This window comes from Vibrio hepatarius (genome assembly GCF_001274785.1).
In the GTDB taxonomy this organism is placed as follows: domain Bacteria; phylum Pseudomonadota; class Gammaproteobacteria; order Enterobacterales; family Vibrionaceae; genus Vibrio; species Vibrio hepatarius.
Map to the genome: position 1 here is coordinate 1 of NZ_LHPI01000023.1, position 16,818 is coordinate 16,818.

Below are 16,818 nucleotides of genomic sequence, written 5' to 3' on the forward strand. Positions count from 1 at the left end.
GGCCAACGATGCCCTAGAGAGTGCGCAAGGGCTCCAGAAAGGAGCTGAAACCGTCCCAGAGCCGGACTCTCAAGGGAGACCGGAAAATCCTGCTGAAACGCGCTCACGAAGTCTCAGACCGGGAACGCTTCATCATGGAGACCTGGACAGGCGCATTCCCGCAACTGCTGGCCGCCTACGAGCACAAGGAACGCTTTTACGGCATCTGGGACGCCACCACACGACCCCAGGCAGAAACCGCCCTGGACGACTGGATAGCCACCATTCCGAAGGGCCAGAAGGAAGTCTGGAGCGATCTGGTCAGGGCTGTGGGCAACTGGCGCGAAGAGATCATGACCTACTTCGAGACGGACATGCCCGTCACCAATGCTTACACGGAGTCCATCAACCGACTGGCCAAGGACAAGAACCGTGAAGGGCGAGGTTACTCCTTCGAGGTGATGCGGGCACGAATGCTCTACACTACGAAGCACAAGAAGAAGGCTCCGACTGCGAAGGTCTCTCCGTTCTACAAGAAAACCATCGGTTACGGACTGCCGGACTTCGCAGAGGAACTCAACTACGGGGTCGATCTATCAACCATCTGAGGGTGGTATCAGGTTGGTGGGGTGAAGGTGCCCCATCAACCATTAAATCCGTATACCCTTTCTTTATAGCGTTATTCGCTATACCTGCAATTGCAGAACACCCCACATCGTTCAGTCAGGCAAAACGATTTGCCCGAGAAATTTACCAAGACAACCAGAGTACGTTTTACTGTGGATGTAGCTATAGCAATGATGGTGCGATTGATGCTGCATCTTGCGGATATGAACCAAGAAAGCAACCGAAACGAGGTGAACGCTTAGAGTGGGAACATGTAGTCTCAGCTTGGGAAATTGGCCATCAACGCCAATGCTGGCAAAATGGTGGTCGTCGGAACTGCGAAAAGAATGATCCTGAGTTTTCTAAAATGGTTTCGGATCTCCATAACCTCGTACCATCTGTAGGAGAGCTCAATGGGGATAGGTCAAATTTTCGATTTGGCATGATTCCGAATGAACCAAGATCCTATGGTCAATGTGATTTCGAAGTTGATTTCAAAGACCGTCGAGCAGAACCACCAGCTAACCGTCAGGGTGATATTGCTAGAATTTATTTCTACATGCGAGATCAATACGGCCTAAGACTCAGTAGGCAACAAACTCAGCTATTTGAAGCTTGGTCAAGAATGGACCCTGTTGACGAATGGGAAAAAGTGCGTGATTTTAAGATTAAAACTATTCAAGGTAACTCTAACTGCCATGTGTCAAATAGCTGTTAATTGAAACTAGCTGAGACAAACTTGTTGGACAAGGTTCTTTTAGCGAAAATCAGATTAACATTACTAAAATTAATCTGATAGTCGGCAACTGCCAAAGTGGACGTTCGGATCTGACTCGCTTTTGAACCATCATCAGCTTTGTCGAATTAAGTCGAATTTTCAATCAATCGTAATTCCCCCAAATTTCTCTCGTATAGCGTCGTTAATATCTATGCATTTAATAAATTGTCAGAAAGGAACCCTAAGTCACTTTGGAAAGTACCCGTTTATCGAAATTAGCGTAATAGCCTATTGATTCGCACACCACTAATAGTTCACGCCACTCATCGCTTTGGAACAAATGCGCCATAGAAAGTTAATCTTATTCGTATTGTTAAGCATCTATTTGGCGCTAATTTGGCTGGTAAATTAATCTCTGTTTTGCCATTCTTCAACGATTGGCTGCCAGTTTACTTCACGAGGCTCACCTGTGGAGTTAGACCATACGTCCCAAAAGTCAGGATCATCAGACTGAGGCCTTTGCTCTTCACTAAGTTCTTTCATTCGAACTAACACCGGTAGTTCTGAAGCCCATCCGAGTAAAATTGCATGTCGAGATGGTAGCGATGGTAGCTCTCTTAATAGCCCCCTCATGTTATCGGGAACAAGCCTATGAACTTGTTCTTGGTCTCTATCATTGCTAATTCTGTGCAGTAAAAAAGTATTACATTGAGAAAGAACAGTAGGAGATAACTCAGAAGGTCGTTGGGATGATACTACTAGTCCCAAACCAAATTTACGCCCTTCGCGAGCGATTTTTTCAAATACTTTGCAGCACACATCAGAAACTGATTGACTCTCACTTTCTTCTTTGTATCGTTTGATAAATGTATGAGCTTCCTCTGCAACCATTACTGTTGGTAATGGTTTTCCATTCATCTTCCGATATCGTTGAAGAGCTTCAAAAGTCACTCTAGAGATTACTGCTGTTACAAGATGGATAATTTCATTGGGAACTAGTGATAGGTCGATAACAGTGATAGCACCATGAGTATCCTTCCCAAGAAAAGTATCTAGCCAATCAGTTAAACTTATTGGTTCCTCAGAATCTTTAGTAACTGCACTAATTCGGGTGTCACCTAGCATTGTGCGAATTCGAGTCAAAAGAAATTCCATGAACTGCTCAGTTCCCGTTTCTTGTGCTAAAGCTTCGAGATAGGCGACGAAGTCATCACCTTCAAAGCGAATAGGCGTATCTTCACTTTTCGGGAGAAGTTCTTGTTCATCACCACCAAGTGCAACATGAGCTTCTTTTAACTCAGAAATCAACTTATCAGTATCACTGACTTCAGGCTTAGCAGGCCACTGTGCTCCTCTTCTGGAAGATAGGTAAGTATTTATCGTGCTTATTACACTATTGAAAGGTTGGTTGTGGATTTTTTCGTTTAATGTTATGAGGCTAGTTTCCCATGACGTTAAACTTTCAACTAAGCCTTTGGCATGACCACCATTCACATATATCTGCCCTTGACTTGCTAGTTGCCTTATTGAAACTAAAAGTATTCCGCAAAAATGTTTTGCTTGAATTGTCACATCATCTTCTGACAACACATCATTTCTCATCGCCCTCAAAGCTCGTCGTAGTAATGGGAGTTGAACTTTTGAACTTGCCTGAGTGAACGCCCCCCATTCTGAACTGTTCCATAGCCATGATGGTACTTTAAGTTCTAACTCACCATAATCAGAGTTAGCCTCTACGCGCAATAAATTCCCCTTATATTTTGACTTTGGACCAAATGCTCGGCTGTACTCCCCGTTAGGATCAAGTATTATAAATCGAGCGTTCGGAGTTTGGCCCTGTTGTAAAACTGCGTCCAGTGACCATTGAATTAGTCCCGCCACAGAGCAAGATTTACCACTACCTGTGTTGCCTAAAACAGCTATATGTCGCCCAAAAAGCTTATCGGGGTCGATTTTTATTTCTGCATTGTTAGCTAGAGGACTATCTCCTATTTTAACCCTTCTGTTTTCACCTGATTCGATTATTGAGTTTAATTGTTGGTCAGTAGGTAAAAGCACTGAATCACCAACTGAAGGAAATGCATCTGTTCCTCTGGTGAATTTGAAACCATCGTTTTTTCTATCGCTTCTCAATGTACCAACGGGGTTGATACTGAGCTTTTTTAGAGGAAAAGGTAAGTCTATCAAGCCAAAATCTTGCAAGCCTCTTCTTTTGGGGTATGGCGAGTGTTCTACTGCGATCCACTCAACTTGACCAACTAGAAATCCATCATCACTGTTTATAAGCACATAACTGTTGATTCGAGGAAAGTTGCGAGGTGAGCCTCCTTGAAGAGAGACTGAGTCTGGGGAATCAATTTCTAAGGAAACTCTAATTTCACTAGGCGATACAAAACCAACGGTTCCGATTCGTAACTGTTCCAGTCTTTCTATAGGCAAGTAACTCATGATGTTACCTCGGTGGTAGTTGCATTACCTGAGTGTTCTGACTGGATAAAGCCTCGCTGTTTTAGTAATTCGGCCATCTTTATTGATGCTTTATCTATGGCTGGTTTAGGTAGATAGTTATCAACCAAAGTTTTTAGATCCCCCAAATGGTCACCCATTAGTAAAGTGATTTGAGCTTTTCTTCCACTTTTACCAATGAAGTTCATAATTCTTTCTAGCGGATCTCCGAAAGCAATGATGACTAGATGGGTAGATGGAACGGTAAGCATATCTTCAATTACTCTGTTTATATGCTCATCACCAAAGCTATAGCCATACGTGACTAATGTACTGTTTGGACGGCTAGTCGCTGCTGCTAAGTCTCTAAATAACTCTACATAGGGGTACTCAGCGGTTTCTCTATCTTTGACTGAATTAGGGTAAATCATAAGTTGTTCATAACTATCGCTTTCGTGCCCCTCTGCTTCTAGAAACGGTTCAACAGAGCGAGCTCCAAAAGGTAGGCCAAAGCGCCTAATCGCACCATCTTGTTCGTGCCAATCTAGAGAACCGTGAAGTTTGGTAAAACGTGCCACTCCTTCCAAATATCTTGGTTCACCACGTATTCCCGGAGGGTTATAGTGATAATCAACTTCTAATCTTGAGGATCTAAAAACGGGAGCAATACTTCCAACAAAACGGTCTATGAGTCTTAAACCAGCAAGTTCAGCACCAACCTCGATAATTCGGTCATAGTTCGTTGTAAAAATATGCAATCTGTCGCGTGTAGCGGTTCTACTTGCAAAGCTCATTAAGAAACTCACAAGATAATTGAAAGTTTCCTCTTTTCGTTTTTTTTCAGCACTTTTAATTAAGTGTTCTCCTGTACTGACAGATTTTGAAAACTCACCTAGACATCGAGACAATTCCCCCTTAATTGCAGCTAAATCAGCTTTTAGGTCTCTATAGGCTGCATATGGAGCCGGGGGGTTTTCAGGTTGCGGGCTATCCAACACTGTTAAAATTTCAAGACCTTTGATAAGTTCATTAATAGCTCTAATTTGATCTTCTATATTTCCTTGTGCGCGACCAGCCGATTTGGCAGCTTTTGTAGCGAATTCATTTATTTCGCTTTGACAGACCGCTAGATCACTGATCCACCCCATTCCAACGGGTGGCACGCCTGTAGCCGACATTTGAATAGACGTACTTAAACCCGCACCGATCAATAGATTTAAATGTTCGGATTGAAAAAGTGCTGTTAACCAAGGCTCAATATTTTGGCGTAATTTCTCTATTGATATTTTAGAACCCTGTTCTCCCCATGAAGTATTCGTTGATAGGATAAAAGGATAAGAATCACTTTGCTCATTGGAGTTTGGTGTTAGCTCAATAATATCAGGAACACTGCCAACTTTAATTTGCTGAATAGTCATAAATACACTTCTCATATTTGTGTGAAAGATATAGCGTTGGGGACACAAACGTCTGCCATGAATATTTACAACTTAAGCCGTTGGCATTGAATCATCCGTCACAACTATCTGAAATCCTTAGTACATCTTCAATCTCGACACCAAGGTGTTCAATCGTGCTTTCGAGCTTAGCATGACATTTTACAATACAGAACGTTTGCATACATATTTGAGGTATCCAAGCCCAAATATGTATGAATTAAAAATGAAGATATTGAGAAAAGTGGCTTAGCTGGGTTGGTCGATTTTGGTTGGCCACGTCAGTTCCTCGCTCATAGCTATCTGTCCGATGTCCAACTCTATTTATCGAAACTACTACAAACACATTTTTGCAAATTTGTCGCAGTTACATAAATGCATATTGATTATTTTTTCTGCTCCATTAGTCCTGCAAAACGGGGCTAACGGAGCAATTTATTCTAATTGTTCCCCGAGACTTCTTCCGTTGCCTCCTGGCGAAGTTTCTGGGCATCCATTCCGTTTAGCCGTTCAATGGCTCTATCTGCGGCACTCTGACGATTTCCATCAACGTTTAGCGTACTTCCTGAGCCTGTGAGTCGTTCCAGATCCAGTGACGGTACTTCGGGTAGGTTGCCTGTTATCGACAAGATACCTATCCATTCATCGAGATTGACTTGGCTCCAATCTACCTGGTTTAACTGACTCGCGGTCAAACCTTCACAGTTTGGTGACTTGGCACTGCCCCAACCAAGGCCCAATTGAGGGCGTACTTGTTCTTGAATGATCCGTGAAAGTGGCGAAGTAAAACAGCAATATGACTGCCGTTTTTCAACACAGGCACCTAAGAACTTAGACTTGCAGTAAGAGCCTACATAGTGGCAACTCTTCAATACCCGCTTGGCGTTCATTTCAAACTCGCTCTGCTCACATTTCCAGATAAGCTGAATGAGGATCATAGTGACTGAATAAATCATGTAGGCCGTCATAACCGTACTCAGAACCGCGCCCGCAGCGCCCCCCAGGGCAAAGTTACCACCCGAAACGACACCATCGGCTCCAACCGCACCACCAACGTTACTAAACAGTGCCGATTGCGCCCCCGAACCAAACGTAGAGCCTACCCACTCAGCCGTTTTGTTGGTCAACACCTGCATAAAGCCAGTCGCAGCTTGCTCCGCTCCCGCGCCAGCAGCCGTTGATGGCCCAGCCCCCATGAGAGAGTCCCATGCAGACACAAAAGGCTCTTTAACCGCACTCCAGGTACTGGTGATTGGTTCCCTGAGCGTATTCCACGAACCATAGATTGCCGAAGACGGATTCATGGCCATGACTGCCGTATCAAGCTTGTTGACCGCAACTATCATCGTGATGTAATCCGATAGCGACACGCCACTTGGCTTTTCACAGCAATCCACTATGCCGCCAACGGCTTTTTTGCACTGGCCAGCATTACCTTTAAAGACCGTACACTCGACGTTATCTTGGCCATCAGCTCCTGTGCATGACATATCATTGGTCATAAACTGCGCCGCATTAAGCATCGCAGCGGCCTCTGCAAAGTTAGCCTGCTTGATTGACTCTGGCTCTAAACAATCTGTGCCCATACAGCGAACTGGCCCCTCACAGTTGTATTGAGTTTCCATTCGAGCGTTTTGCACTTCAACGCTTTGTCCGCAGTCATACACCAAACTTTGGATATAACAGAAGCCTTCATGACCAGCCCCGCCCTCAGTACATTCGGTTCTGACGTACTGGCAGGCCGGATTTTGCTCTAGCGCGGCACACGTATTGGTGGTCGTGTTTTGTCCGTTATTGACGATGGTTTGTGTATTACCATTGGCATCTACCCAGCTATCTGAGCTGCCCATGTTGAACTCTGGGTGAGCAGTCGAGGCATTATAGGTCGCTTTTGCCCTCCAGCATGAGAGCCCCAGTCCATCAGAGCTGCCACGACTGGTTAAATGAGCAGGAGACGAAACAACAGCCGGATAAAGACTTCCAAGCTTCGCCAACTCGCTACTACCAACCGTTAACCCGTCGATTCGTTTTGTGCCCGTATCCAAACACTGCCACTGCACCGCAGTAAACTGATCCGTTTGCATCAAGCATTGGTCTATGCCCGGATCACTTGATTGATGAACAACGTCTTGCTCTAAGTACTTGCCGGAGAAGGTCAAGGAAGCACTCAGTTTCGCAGGAGCCAAACACTTCTGAACTTCTCGGCTGCAAGTGTCGAAATCGACTTTGTTCCAGCCGGAATCGCATCTGGAACGAGTGACCTCCTGGGGTTCATGCCACGAAATAATCGAACCATTGACGACTTTACACAATGAGCCAACCAAGGTTCCTTTTGGACAGGTCATTTCAGGGTATTTAATGGACGGTTTCGTCTCAGTCACCGTCTCCTTATTGCCCGTCAATGAGAGTGTCGTTTTCCAGCCATTTGCCTTGGATGGCGACTCGGTGATTTTTATCTCAGTATTTTGATTATCAAAAATCCTCAGCGTAGCGTTTCCAGTTTGCATAGTACTGCTGTGCTGTGGAACAAAACTGAGCGTTTCGGAGCTAAAGCAACCACGCTCAATGGACCAGCTTTGTTGATGGGTTTCAGCGGATACACGTCGCTCTAACTGACACTGAGTAAGCGTGCTGATCTTCTCGCACACCTGGTAATCGGGTACATGCTTGGTTTCAGTAAATGGCGTGATCGTCTGAGTAGGCTCACAGGCTTCAAAACTACTCGGCATAAGATTGGATACCACACACTTTGGATCGCTGGTTTGCAATCCACAGTCATAGGTATCGGTAAAACGAATGCATTCACCTTTATCATTGGTTTCGGCACATTCTGACGACATGAATCCACAGGAAGGATTCGCTTCAAGCACTTGGCAGGCCTGATTTTCAATCCCCTTATAGCTTTCGTCATCCACACTGACTTGTATACGCCGACACAAAGGCGATATGCCCGCCACAGGGCTTGGGGCAAAGTAGGATTCACAAACTGAAACACCATTGACCACCGTACATCCGTTGGTTGAAGACGGCTGATCCGTGCATTGAATGCTGTAGTCTGAAAACTTCGTCGGGATATCCGCTGCTTGTTCGATACAGGATTGTGGCGACCAACTATCATTCATCACCACCTTGGTTGGATCAAAGCGCACCTTGATGCGTGCATACCCCTCACCACTACCAGTAACCGATACGCGAATTTTTACCGGCACTTCTAAACCTGGTTCTACCGCTTTTAGCTTAGCAGTGAGATCGGTATTTGGATTGCGCTCCCAACTGGTACTGAGCTCGCAGCGGCCAGCCGTTTCTGGTGGAAAGTTATTGTTCGGCCCAGACCAGACTTTCTGATCGCCAAGCCAAACTTGCATGTAGTCATCCCATTTGGCGTACTCAAGAACGGCTGAGGTAATCGCATCGGGGTTCACGACTTTGAGTGTGATGGCCTGTTCAAACACTTTACAACGGCCACTCCAGTAGTTGTCGCCAATTCGTCCAATCCAAACTTCAAGACATCCCTCACCACAAGAGCGAAGGTTCATTGGTCCTGAAACATGCTCAATAATGCCTGCCGTGTAATCGTGAGTAATAGTGCAGCTGTTAACCGCTGTATTGAGTCTGTCACATTGCTGGTAGTTTGGGCTTCCTTCACCTTGAGACTCACAACCTGGGAAGCTTTGCGTCAATAGATTAGGGTCAGTTTGAACCGCATCAGTTAATGCCCAAAGGGGATCATTGACCATATCTGGCCGAGACCTGTCTTTGATTTGTTGTAGCGAACGAAATGCCTCACCCGTAGCGCCACTTTCGGATACCATGCTCTCTTGGCGCTGCGTCCCCAATTGATTCATGCTGGCATCAGAGCCATAAACGCCTGTTAAGACATCCAATGAGCCCTGATCCATACCTGGGAAAAGCTCTTGCAAGTTAATGGACTCATTACCACTGCCATTCGGCACCGACAATGTATTGCCATTGAGTGCGGGCATCGTCCAGTTTTGCAGCAATTGCTTACCTTCTTGTTGTCCGCTTAGGCCGGATTGGCGCTGTACATCAGCGGCCACACCATGTAAGGGCAAGCACGCCATAGTGATAGATAAAATACCCGCTAACACTCGGGTAAAAAATGTTGGTTTCATAGTTAACCTCCCGAGTTACAGCAGTCTTGCCAGCGCCACAAAATGTAGAGCGCATCTTCTCCGGCACCGGGGATCGTTCGCCACTCTCCCCATTTCATGGTGCTTTCACCGATGACATGCGCACTTTCAGTTTCTGGTACAGGGAAGAACATACTCATCTTGTATTGGGATTTCGGCAGCATGGGTTCGATAACAGGTCGGCATAGCGCACTGTTCCCCATTGTTCGTCTTGCAAGACCACGCCTGTGTTGAGCCGCGATTGCACGCGCCGCTAAATGGCTGGTGTTTTCTGCTAATGAACCAAAGGCTAAGGTGTGGCCAGATAACGGATAGAGATGGCCCCAACTGCCAGCACACCAAAACAACTGATCGATGGGTTTACCAAGCGTTGATGAAGCAGCGTCAGCGGTACAAGCAGAGATAGCCAATGGATTAGCAACAGCAGCAGCTTCAGGCTGAGTAAAAAAGGCCAGTTCATCGTTCAGCCATGTTGGGTCCAATTCCGACAAATACATCAAGTCAAAATCCATGTAACCATCGGCATTGCAATTGCCATCCATGAACAAATCGAGCATGACCAAAAGCGGAAAGGCGTAATAATGGTAATGGTAGAAAGCAAGATCACCGGTATCGTATTCACCTTCACCATGACCACCTTGCAATCGCCTATCACCTAACGGTAAGCGAATCCCTCCCAGTGAAGGCGAACAACCTGGCGTTCTGACCAGTTCAATCAAACGCGCTGGCTCCCACATACTGGTAACAATACCTGGCCTTGGCACGCCTAAGTTGTCTTCACATAAGCAAAATGACTTATTTGATGCGCCGCTTGGGACATTGCCAGAGCCAAGAGGAAGACCGGCAACCCGGATAGGAAAAATGCATGACCAGCAAACATCCGTCAGCAACTTGCCGGACAATAACCCCGCGTCTGGGCAAGTCAATTCGGCTTTTGCAGGAATAGAGGCGCTTAGGACAAACATGACAACGAGAGTCCGCATCAGACGATACGTATTATTGAGCTTTTTCATGAACAAGCTCCTTTGCTGGAATTTCTTCTATTTCAAACGCGAGCCCCTTTGCTTGAACAAACGATGGGGTGACTTGCAGATCAAAGCGCTGCTTTAGCGAGGCATTGAGAAGGTAAACCGGACTATCCAATGTCTTTTCGAGCGCATTGAGGCGATTCCAGCCTTGGGCACGGTCGAGCTGCGTGGTGATAAGCGTAATGCGGCGCAGCGTCCTATCTTGCGTCTCAAGCCAATGCGCTACTGCGTCCACTTCTTCAGCGTTCGACGCATTAAACACCACGAGCTGCTGAGTAAATGGCAAGGCTTTGAGCGGGTTAATACGCGTTCCTGCTGGGATCAATGTTCGGCCATTGGCATCCAATAGTGGCCGCTGCATGACGATGGTTGGATCAACCGTTCTTATCCGATACTGCGTGGCTTTGGGTAAGTCAGTGAATGTTTGGCGAGACCAGAAACGCTCAATGGCTTTTTTCTTTAATGCGCCCAGGTCAATCGACTGTAATCGCTGCATCGCCACTTGCATCAAATCCGGTTCTAAAATCGAATGAATCGGACCGCGTTGACCCAATGAACCGGTATTGCCGGTTTCAATTTGGCGTTGCAACCAGTCCTTGCTGTAAACCCCTAGTGCACTTGCAGTCACCTTGTCATCGTCTATGCGAAAAATGGCAGGCACGCTAGTCACCCGCCAGTGCACAAAGGCTTTCGGATCGATTCGAACCTGAGGAACAGGATCAAGCCCCGTCATCAGGGTATGCCAATCACGGATAGCTGCCCCCAAGGTCTTTCCTTCAGGAATTCCCCGAAACAACACAATAGCGCCGGTAGCACTGGCCTCTTTGAAAAGCTGCTTCAGTGACGAATCTCCCAGTGAGGACGACGCAAATATCAACCATTCATCGCTGTGTTTGAGCGACGCAGGTTGTTCAACCGGTGCAAAAGGCTCTATAAATTCAGATGCACCATCCACAGCACTTTGTAAAATGCTGCGGCTCATTTCGACGATCTTTTTGTCCTCGTCAGACAACGGATAAGGCTCTTGTGCCCAGGACACTTGCACCCAAGCCAATGGAGCAACCAACAAAAATAAGAGGCATAGTCTTCTCATCATCCACCTCCTACCAAAGCGGCCAAGCGCGACCGACAATCTGCTCGCGCTTAACGGCATTCCAATAACGGGAGTCGAAACTCGTTGCGGCCTCACCGGAAAACCAATACTCGTTTTCTTGCAGCGTCAATGAGCGGCTAAATTCTGTTTCAGCCACACCAAGACGCTGGGCTAATGCCATGCCGGTAGAGACTTCAGCACCATTCACCAGCACATGCTCAGGCGTCACCTTGACTTCATCCCCTGGCATCCCTGTTAGGCGTTTCAGCATCCGAGTACCGTCGTTATATAACGGAGCGAGTCCTTTTGAGTGGAAGGCATACAGACCATCCTTAACGGGCTCTTTATTCCATAAGTCAATCAGATATACCGTGGTATCAGGAAGGCAGCGCTCTTGCTGGGTATCAATACCTATTCGGTAGCGCATCATGGCATAGGTGCCTACCAAGGCCATGATTAACGCAAGAATGGTCAGCCGGATGAGATATGGCCGCCAAGGCATTCTTTTACGGAGTATCTGCATGAGACACCTCCTTTGAGCCTACTGGCACGAAAACAGAATCATCAGCGCCAACCACCGCTTGGGCATCCAGCACGATAAAACCGGCTGCTTTTAACTTTTCAATTTGCTGATTGGTCTGAAGCAACCTGGATTCGATGTCTTGTTCGCTGGCATTAGGACCCAGTGACAACACCGCATCCCCAAAATCCACGACTGCAATGGGCGTACTTAACGCCAACTGGCTGTGGATGGGTTCGAGTGTTTTCATTAAAAGCCAGCTGGTCATTAAACCGCTACCAGCAATAGACAAAGTAATAGAGGCCATAAATGGCCAAAGCGTGGTCTTATTCATCTAAATCCCGCGAGAAACCCCGTCCTTCTAGGGCGAGGAGGGATAGCGGTTGCTCCGAAGGAGCAAAAACTACCCGATTGGTTAATGTTAATATTTACTTTCACAAAAACAACTGTATTCTTGTGAACTATGAAAGAGATCGCTATTAAACAACGCTTTTACCCAACGACTGAACAGGCTCAATTGCTTGCGCAGACTTTCGGCTGTGTGCGTTTCGTTTATAACGCGATCCTTAAATGGCGTACCGACGCTTTCTACAACGAAAGCAAAAAGGTTAACTACAACACGGCAAGCTCTAAGCTGACCGAACTCAAGAAGCAAACTGAGTTTGAATGGCTTAACAGCGTGTCGTGTGTACCGCTCCAACAATCTTTGCGCCATCAACAAACTGCGTTTAAGAACTTCTTTGAAGGAAGGGCGAAGTATCCAGCCTTTAAGAAGAAGCGCAGCAAGCAAAGCGCAGAATTCACGAAGTCGGCGTTTAAGTTCAAAGATGGCAATATCTACATTGCCAAGTCCAAACAGCCGCTTGATATTCGCTGGTCGCGTGAACTTCCTAGCGAACCAACTACCGTCACTATCTCGAAAGACAGTGCAGGCCGCTACTTCGTGTCTATGCTTTGCCGCTTCGAGCCTAAACCACTGCCTGTTACCAAAAAGACAACGGGTATTGATTTGGGTTTGACCGACCTTGTGATTACCGCTGACGGGTTTAAATCTGGCAATCCCCGCCATACTGCAAAGTACGAGAAGAAATTGGCTCAGGCGCAACGCCGCCTTTCCAAGAAGAAGAAAGGAACTGCCAACTTCCACAAAGCCAGAATCAAAGTTGCTCGCATTCAGGCGAAGATTGCCGACTGCCGCCGCGACTTTACCCACAAACTCACCACTACGTTGATAAACGAAAACCAAGTGATTAGCTGTGAGAGTTTGAGCGTTAAAAACATGGTCAAGAATCCGCGACTTGCTAAGGCCATTGGTGACGCCAATTGGGGCGAAATGGTTAGGCAGCTTGAGTACAAAGCAGAATGGCGCGGCAGAACACTTGTCCAGATTGACAAGTGGTATCCGTCTAGTAAGCGTTGTAATTGCTGTGGTCACGTAGTTGATTCTCTACCGTTACATATAAGGCATTGGACTTGTCCAGCGTGTGAAGCGCGCTTAGACCGTGATACCAATGCCGCTATTAATATCAAAGCCGCTGGGCAAGCGGTGTTAGCTTGTGGAGCGTAAGTAAGTCCCGATTGTTCTAATGAACTTCGGGCATAACGCCTTGAAACAAGAATCCCCTTCCTTTAGGGAGGGGAGCAGTCAAAGCCTCGCTCCTTCAACAACTGAGAGATGGCATCAGCAACAGAAAGGCCTTTGCGCGTTAACTGTTTAATCGCGTTTACATCTTCTGCACGGGACGAGTACAACAGCTTGTGAAACGGATCGACGATAAGGCGGCCAATCCCGGTGCCCATCTCGGTAATAAAGAAAATCTCGGAATAGACACCCGTGACGGTATGAACCGTTTTCAGGTATTCGTAGCCGCCTTCACCTAATGGCAAACGGCCTTCTTTTTTGAGCGCGTTGATGGTTTCGGCTTTTTGGCCAAGCAGGTACATATTGGCCGAGTTTTCAGCGATGGCTTTACCTGTAGGGCTGTCGTATAAATCGTTGACCGACTGCGTTACTGTTACAGCACTGCCGCCATATTTTCGAAATCGACGGTAACCCGTCTCGATAAACTTACCGACATCACCTTGAGTCAGCAGATCCCAGGCTTCGTCAATGAACACAATCTTGCGACGATCCCGCTCACCTAAGTACATCTCCTGTTGGATTTGGTAGATAAGCTGAAGCAACACCACTTGTTGCAGATGCTTACGCCCCTTGAGCTCTTCTAACTCCAGAACGGTGAATCGGTTTTTGAAGCGAATATTGTTGTGACCATTAAAGAAGCGGCCATATTCGCCCTGTGTCGTAAACGGATAGAGCTGCTCACCCACGTCCTGCACACGTCGGTCTTCATGATTTTTTAAAGCCTCTGCCACATCATCAACCAACATGGCACGACCTTTTTTCTCCCACAGTTCACGGGTCTGACGTTTTAGGTTGGCCATCTGAAAATCGGTTAATGACTGCGTAGGTGCGGCCATTGCGGCCAATAACCCAACCAGTACATCCGCTTCTTCGTCATAGTCCTCAACGATTTCAAACGGGTTTAAGCAAATGCCACTGTCCCGCCCGAACTGTAAGAACTCACCATCATAGACTTCACACAGCTTTTCATAAGAGCGGCCAACATCAATTACCCAGCATTGCCCGCCTTCAGATAAGTAGGAGGAGATGATTTCGTTCACCAGGAATGACTTGCCCGATCCCGATTGCGCCGCGATGCAACAGTTGTAATTACTGCCCGAGTCATAAAGGGACACACTCATGATCTGGCCATTGCGGGAAACAAAGTTAATCACTGGCGTGCCCGTGCCTTTCCAATCTGCAAACAAAGGCAACAGTGGGATCACATGTCGTGTCGCCATGGTCTTAAATCGAAACAAGTCGTTCATCGCCTGGCGGTCGGCACCAAATGGCAAGGCATTCAGGAAAATGGGCAAACAGAAGTACTTGTCTTCCATCAGCTCAAACCCGAGTTCTTTGAAATAAGTTCGAGCATTTGAAACAGAGCTGATGGACGCCTCTTCCGTCGGGGAAAACAGCGTTAAGGTCATATTTGCCCGAATAGGACGATCACCTTCTTGCAAGGCTTCAAAAAGAACATCAAACCCCTTTTTCTTGGCTGCCAGCACCGGCACAAACTTGAGCATCGGGCCATAGGCCTGATTGACCGCCCACTGACGCTTCGTCTCTAAACGAGATCTCATCGCCTCAGCTGAGGGAAAGTGAATGGTGACATTTAGCAAAAAGCTGCCGCGTAAGCCGCGACTGCCCGTCATCATATCGCCCGCAAAACTTGCGGCATGACCAAACCAGATCCGCTCAGGCAAGCGCTTAAACGATAAGGTTTTAACTCGGTAATCACCCAGCATCAGACCTTGGCTATCCACCTTGATAGCTCGGTCATAATCCAACACTTGCTCTCGAAGTGGTTTATCTGCCTCACTGCGGATTGGAGATGGATTACGCCAAGAAGCATCTTTTCCCCAGTTAAGTTGCGCACTTAATGCCGCGAGCCAATTTCGGTCAGTCATCTCAGTGACGCGAAAACCAACCGTTGCCAACGCCTGAGAGAAAGAAGCTCGAAGCGCGGATGCTCGACTCAACTCACGCTCCGTCGGTATAGGACTTTCCAAAGGCAATTTGCAGGTGACGATCAGTTGAAAGTTGCGTACCTGAGTCTGGGTCGATTCTTCTATCGATTGAACCGTGCCCCCATCGAGGAAATCCGCACGTTTGCGTATCGACGCCCTAAGCAATGGATCGGATTGACGATGCCGTAAGCCCATCATGCGCTGAAGGTCGGTTTGAATATCAGGCGAGGCGTACAGGCCAAATTGCAGCAAAGTGTCTTTTGGCCAGTCGTTGTTGAGTAGAACATTAACCCTGTCTGCAACAGACTCATCACCACCAGGCAATGGGTCACATAGAAAACCAAAGCCAACACTCTGGTCTTCCATGAAAAACAGTTGCTCATCGTCGGAATAGGCCAATACTGGCAAGAGCTCTGAAGCGCGTTGCCCTGAATACAGAGAGGCTTTCATTAACGCCCCTCCAACCAAGCAGAAAGATCATAAGGACGGCCTCGGCTGATGCGACCATCATTGGCGACGATGAAAGGCACACCTTGAATGCCCAGGATTTGAGCCGTCACCAAGGTACGCTGCATTGGTTCTAAGTTGCAGGCATCATCCTGTTCTAGGTTACCAATCCGGCCATTCAGCAATGCATCGGTGGCCGCTTTTTTGTCACGCGCACAGCCAAGCTGGCGAACCTGACGCTCTGAATCAGGACCAAGCACTGGCACAGGGAGTATTTGGAAGGTGTATTCTTTGGTTAGCGGTAGGGCTTGTTTCAAAAGCTCATGGCAATGCGGACACCGGGGATCAACAAAGACCACCACTTTCTTTTTGCCTTCACCCAGCGTCAGTGGATTCAAATCATCCATTTTTAAGCCAAGACGACTTAAGTCCAGCGTGTTACCCGCTTCACGAATTTCTTCAAGGCTGGTAAGCGGCTTTTTCGACCAGGCATCATAGAGCGTGCCATCAATGACGAACCGGCCACTGTCTGACATGAAAACAATACGGCCATTGCTTTCGACCGCTTTCATACCCGTGACCGGCAAAGAAACCATGCCGTCAATTTTGCCAACGGGCGACACTTCAGACACAGGTTCAGCTTGAACCAATGGAGACAGCGCAAGCGCCAGAATAATTGGAGATAGTTTTCGCATGAGGAGTCCTCGTTAATGTAAATCGAGGCTCCAGTCTATGCAGTTGTCCTATGTGGACTCGGTTAGATAGATTGAAGAAATCGCAATCTAACTAGGGGGCTTATAGCTC

General features: G+C 47.1%; 11 protein-coding genes and 2 pseudogenes. 3 read left to right on the plus strand and 10 right to left on the minus strand.

The features are described from left to right. Nucleotides 1–587: pseudogene (locus AKJ31_RS19145) on the plus strand (ISL3 family transposase); the annotation flags it as partial. A gap of 41 nt (nucleotides 588–628) precedes the next feature. Beyond that, nucleotides 629–1,303, plus strand: coding sequence for an endonuclease (locus AKJ31_RS19150; RefSeq protein ID WP_048608563.1), 675 nt, complete (start codon nucleotides 629–631; stop codon nucleotides 1,301–1,303). A gap of 408 nt (nucleotides 1,304–1,711) precedes the next feature. Here AKJ31_RS19150 and AKJ31_RS19155 read toward each other — a convergent pair whose 3' ends face one another. From AKJ31_RS19155 to AKJ31_RS19185, 8 genes and pseudogenes are all read right to left on the minus strand, one after another. Next, entirely contained in the window at nucleotides 1,712–3,751 is a 2,040-nt protein-coding gene (locus tag AKJ31_RS19155) for an ATP-binding protein (RefSeq protein ID WP_004249372.1), read from the minus strand. Further along, nucleotides 3,748–5,166, minus strand: coding sequence for an SIR2 family protein (locus tag AKJ31_RS19160; RefSeq protein ID WP_004249371.1), 1,419 nt, complete (start codon nucleotides 5,164–5,166; stop codon nucleotides 3,748–3,750). Before AKJ31_RS19160 ends, AKJ31_RS19155 begins: the two co-directional genes overlap by 4 nt. A 91-nt stretch (nucleotides 5,167–5,257) precedes the next feature. Beyond that, nucleotides 5,258–5,341: pseudogene (locus AKJ31_RS23635) on the minus strand (integrase); the annotation flags it as partial. A gap of 283 nt (nucleotides 5,342–5,624) precedes the next feature. Then, nucleotides 5,625–9,317 carry a conjugal transfer protein TraN gene (gene traN, locus AKJ31_RS19165; protein WP_053410657.1) on the minus strand — a complete coding sequence of 1,231 codons (3,693 nt, stop codon included), beginning with the start codon at nucleotides 9,315–9,317 and terminating at the stop codon, nucleotides 5,625–5,627. 2 nt (nucleotides 9,318–9,319) lie between these two features. Next, nucleotides 9,320–10,348, minus strand: a complete 1,029-nt coding sequence (locus AKJ31_RS19170; protein WP_039995231.1) for a TraU family protein — start codon at nucleotides 10,346–10,348, stop codon at nucleotides 9,320–9,322. Then, the gene (locus tag AKJ31_RS19175) at nucleotides 10,332–11,456 is read right to left on the minus strand and encodes a TrbC family F-type conjugative pilus assembly protein (protein WP_008844790.1); all 1,125 of its coding nucleotides are present in this window, start codon (nucleotides 11,454–11,456) and stop codon (nucleotides 10,332–10,334) included. The genes AKJ31_RS19170 and AKJ31_RS19175 overlap by 17 nt, the downstream gene beginning before the upstream one ends. Before the next feature lie 10 nt (nucleotides 11,457–11,466). Then, complete coding sequence (locus AKJ31_RS19180; protein ID WP_169666767.1) at nucleotides 11,467–11,979, minus strand: S26 family signal peptidase; 513 nt, start codon at nucleotides 11,977–11,979, stop codon at nucleotides 11,467–11,469. After that, nucleotides 11,963–12,310, minus strand: coding sequence for a hypothetical protein (locus tag AKJ31_RS19185; protein WP_008305502.1), 348 nt, complete (start codon nucleotides 12,308–12,310; stop codon nucleotides 11,963–11,965). The genes AKJ31_RS19180 and AKJ31_RS19185 overlap by 17 nt, the downstream gene beginning before the upstream one ends. 129 nt (nucleotides 12,311–12,439) lie before the next feature. On the opposite strand from AKJ31_RS19185, the gene AKJ31_RS19190 reads away from it, so the two are divergent. After that, the gene (locus AKJ31_RS19190) at nucleotides 12,440–13,543 is read left to right on the plus strand and encodes an RNA-guided endonuclease InsQ/TnpB family protein (RefSeq protein WP_032479266.1); all 1,104 of its coding nucleotides are present in this window, start codon (nucleotides 12,440–12,442) and stop codon (nucleotides 13,541–13,543) included. A 62-nt stretch (nucleotides 13,544–13,605) separates the two neighbouring features. Here the strand turns inward: AKJ31_RS19190 and traC are convergent, their stop codons facing one another. Beyond that, on the minus strand, nucleotides 13,606–16,017 hold the full coding sequence (traC, locus tag AKJ31_RS19195) for a type IV secretion system protein TraC (RefSeq protein WP_008844786.1): 2,412 nt from the start codon (nucleotides 16,015–16,017) through the stop codon (nucleotides 13,606–13,608). Beyond that, the gene (locus AKJ31_RS19200) at nucleotides 16,017–16,709 is read right to left on the minus strand and encodes a DsbC family protein (protein WP_001228924.1); all 693 of its coding nucleotides are present in this window, start codon (nucleotides 16,707–16,709) and stop codon (nucleotides 16,017–16,019) included. The genes traC and AKJ31_RS19200 overlap by 1 nt, the downstream gene beginning before the upstream one ends. Nucleotides 16,710–16,818 lie beyond the last annotated feature (109 nt).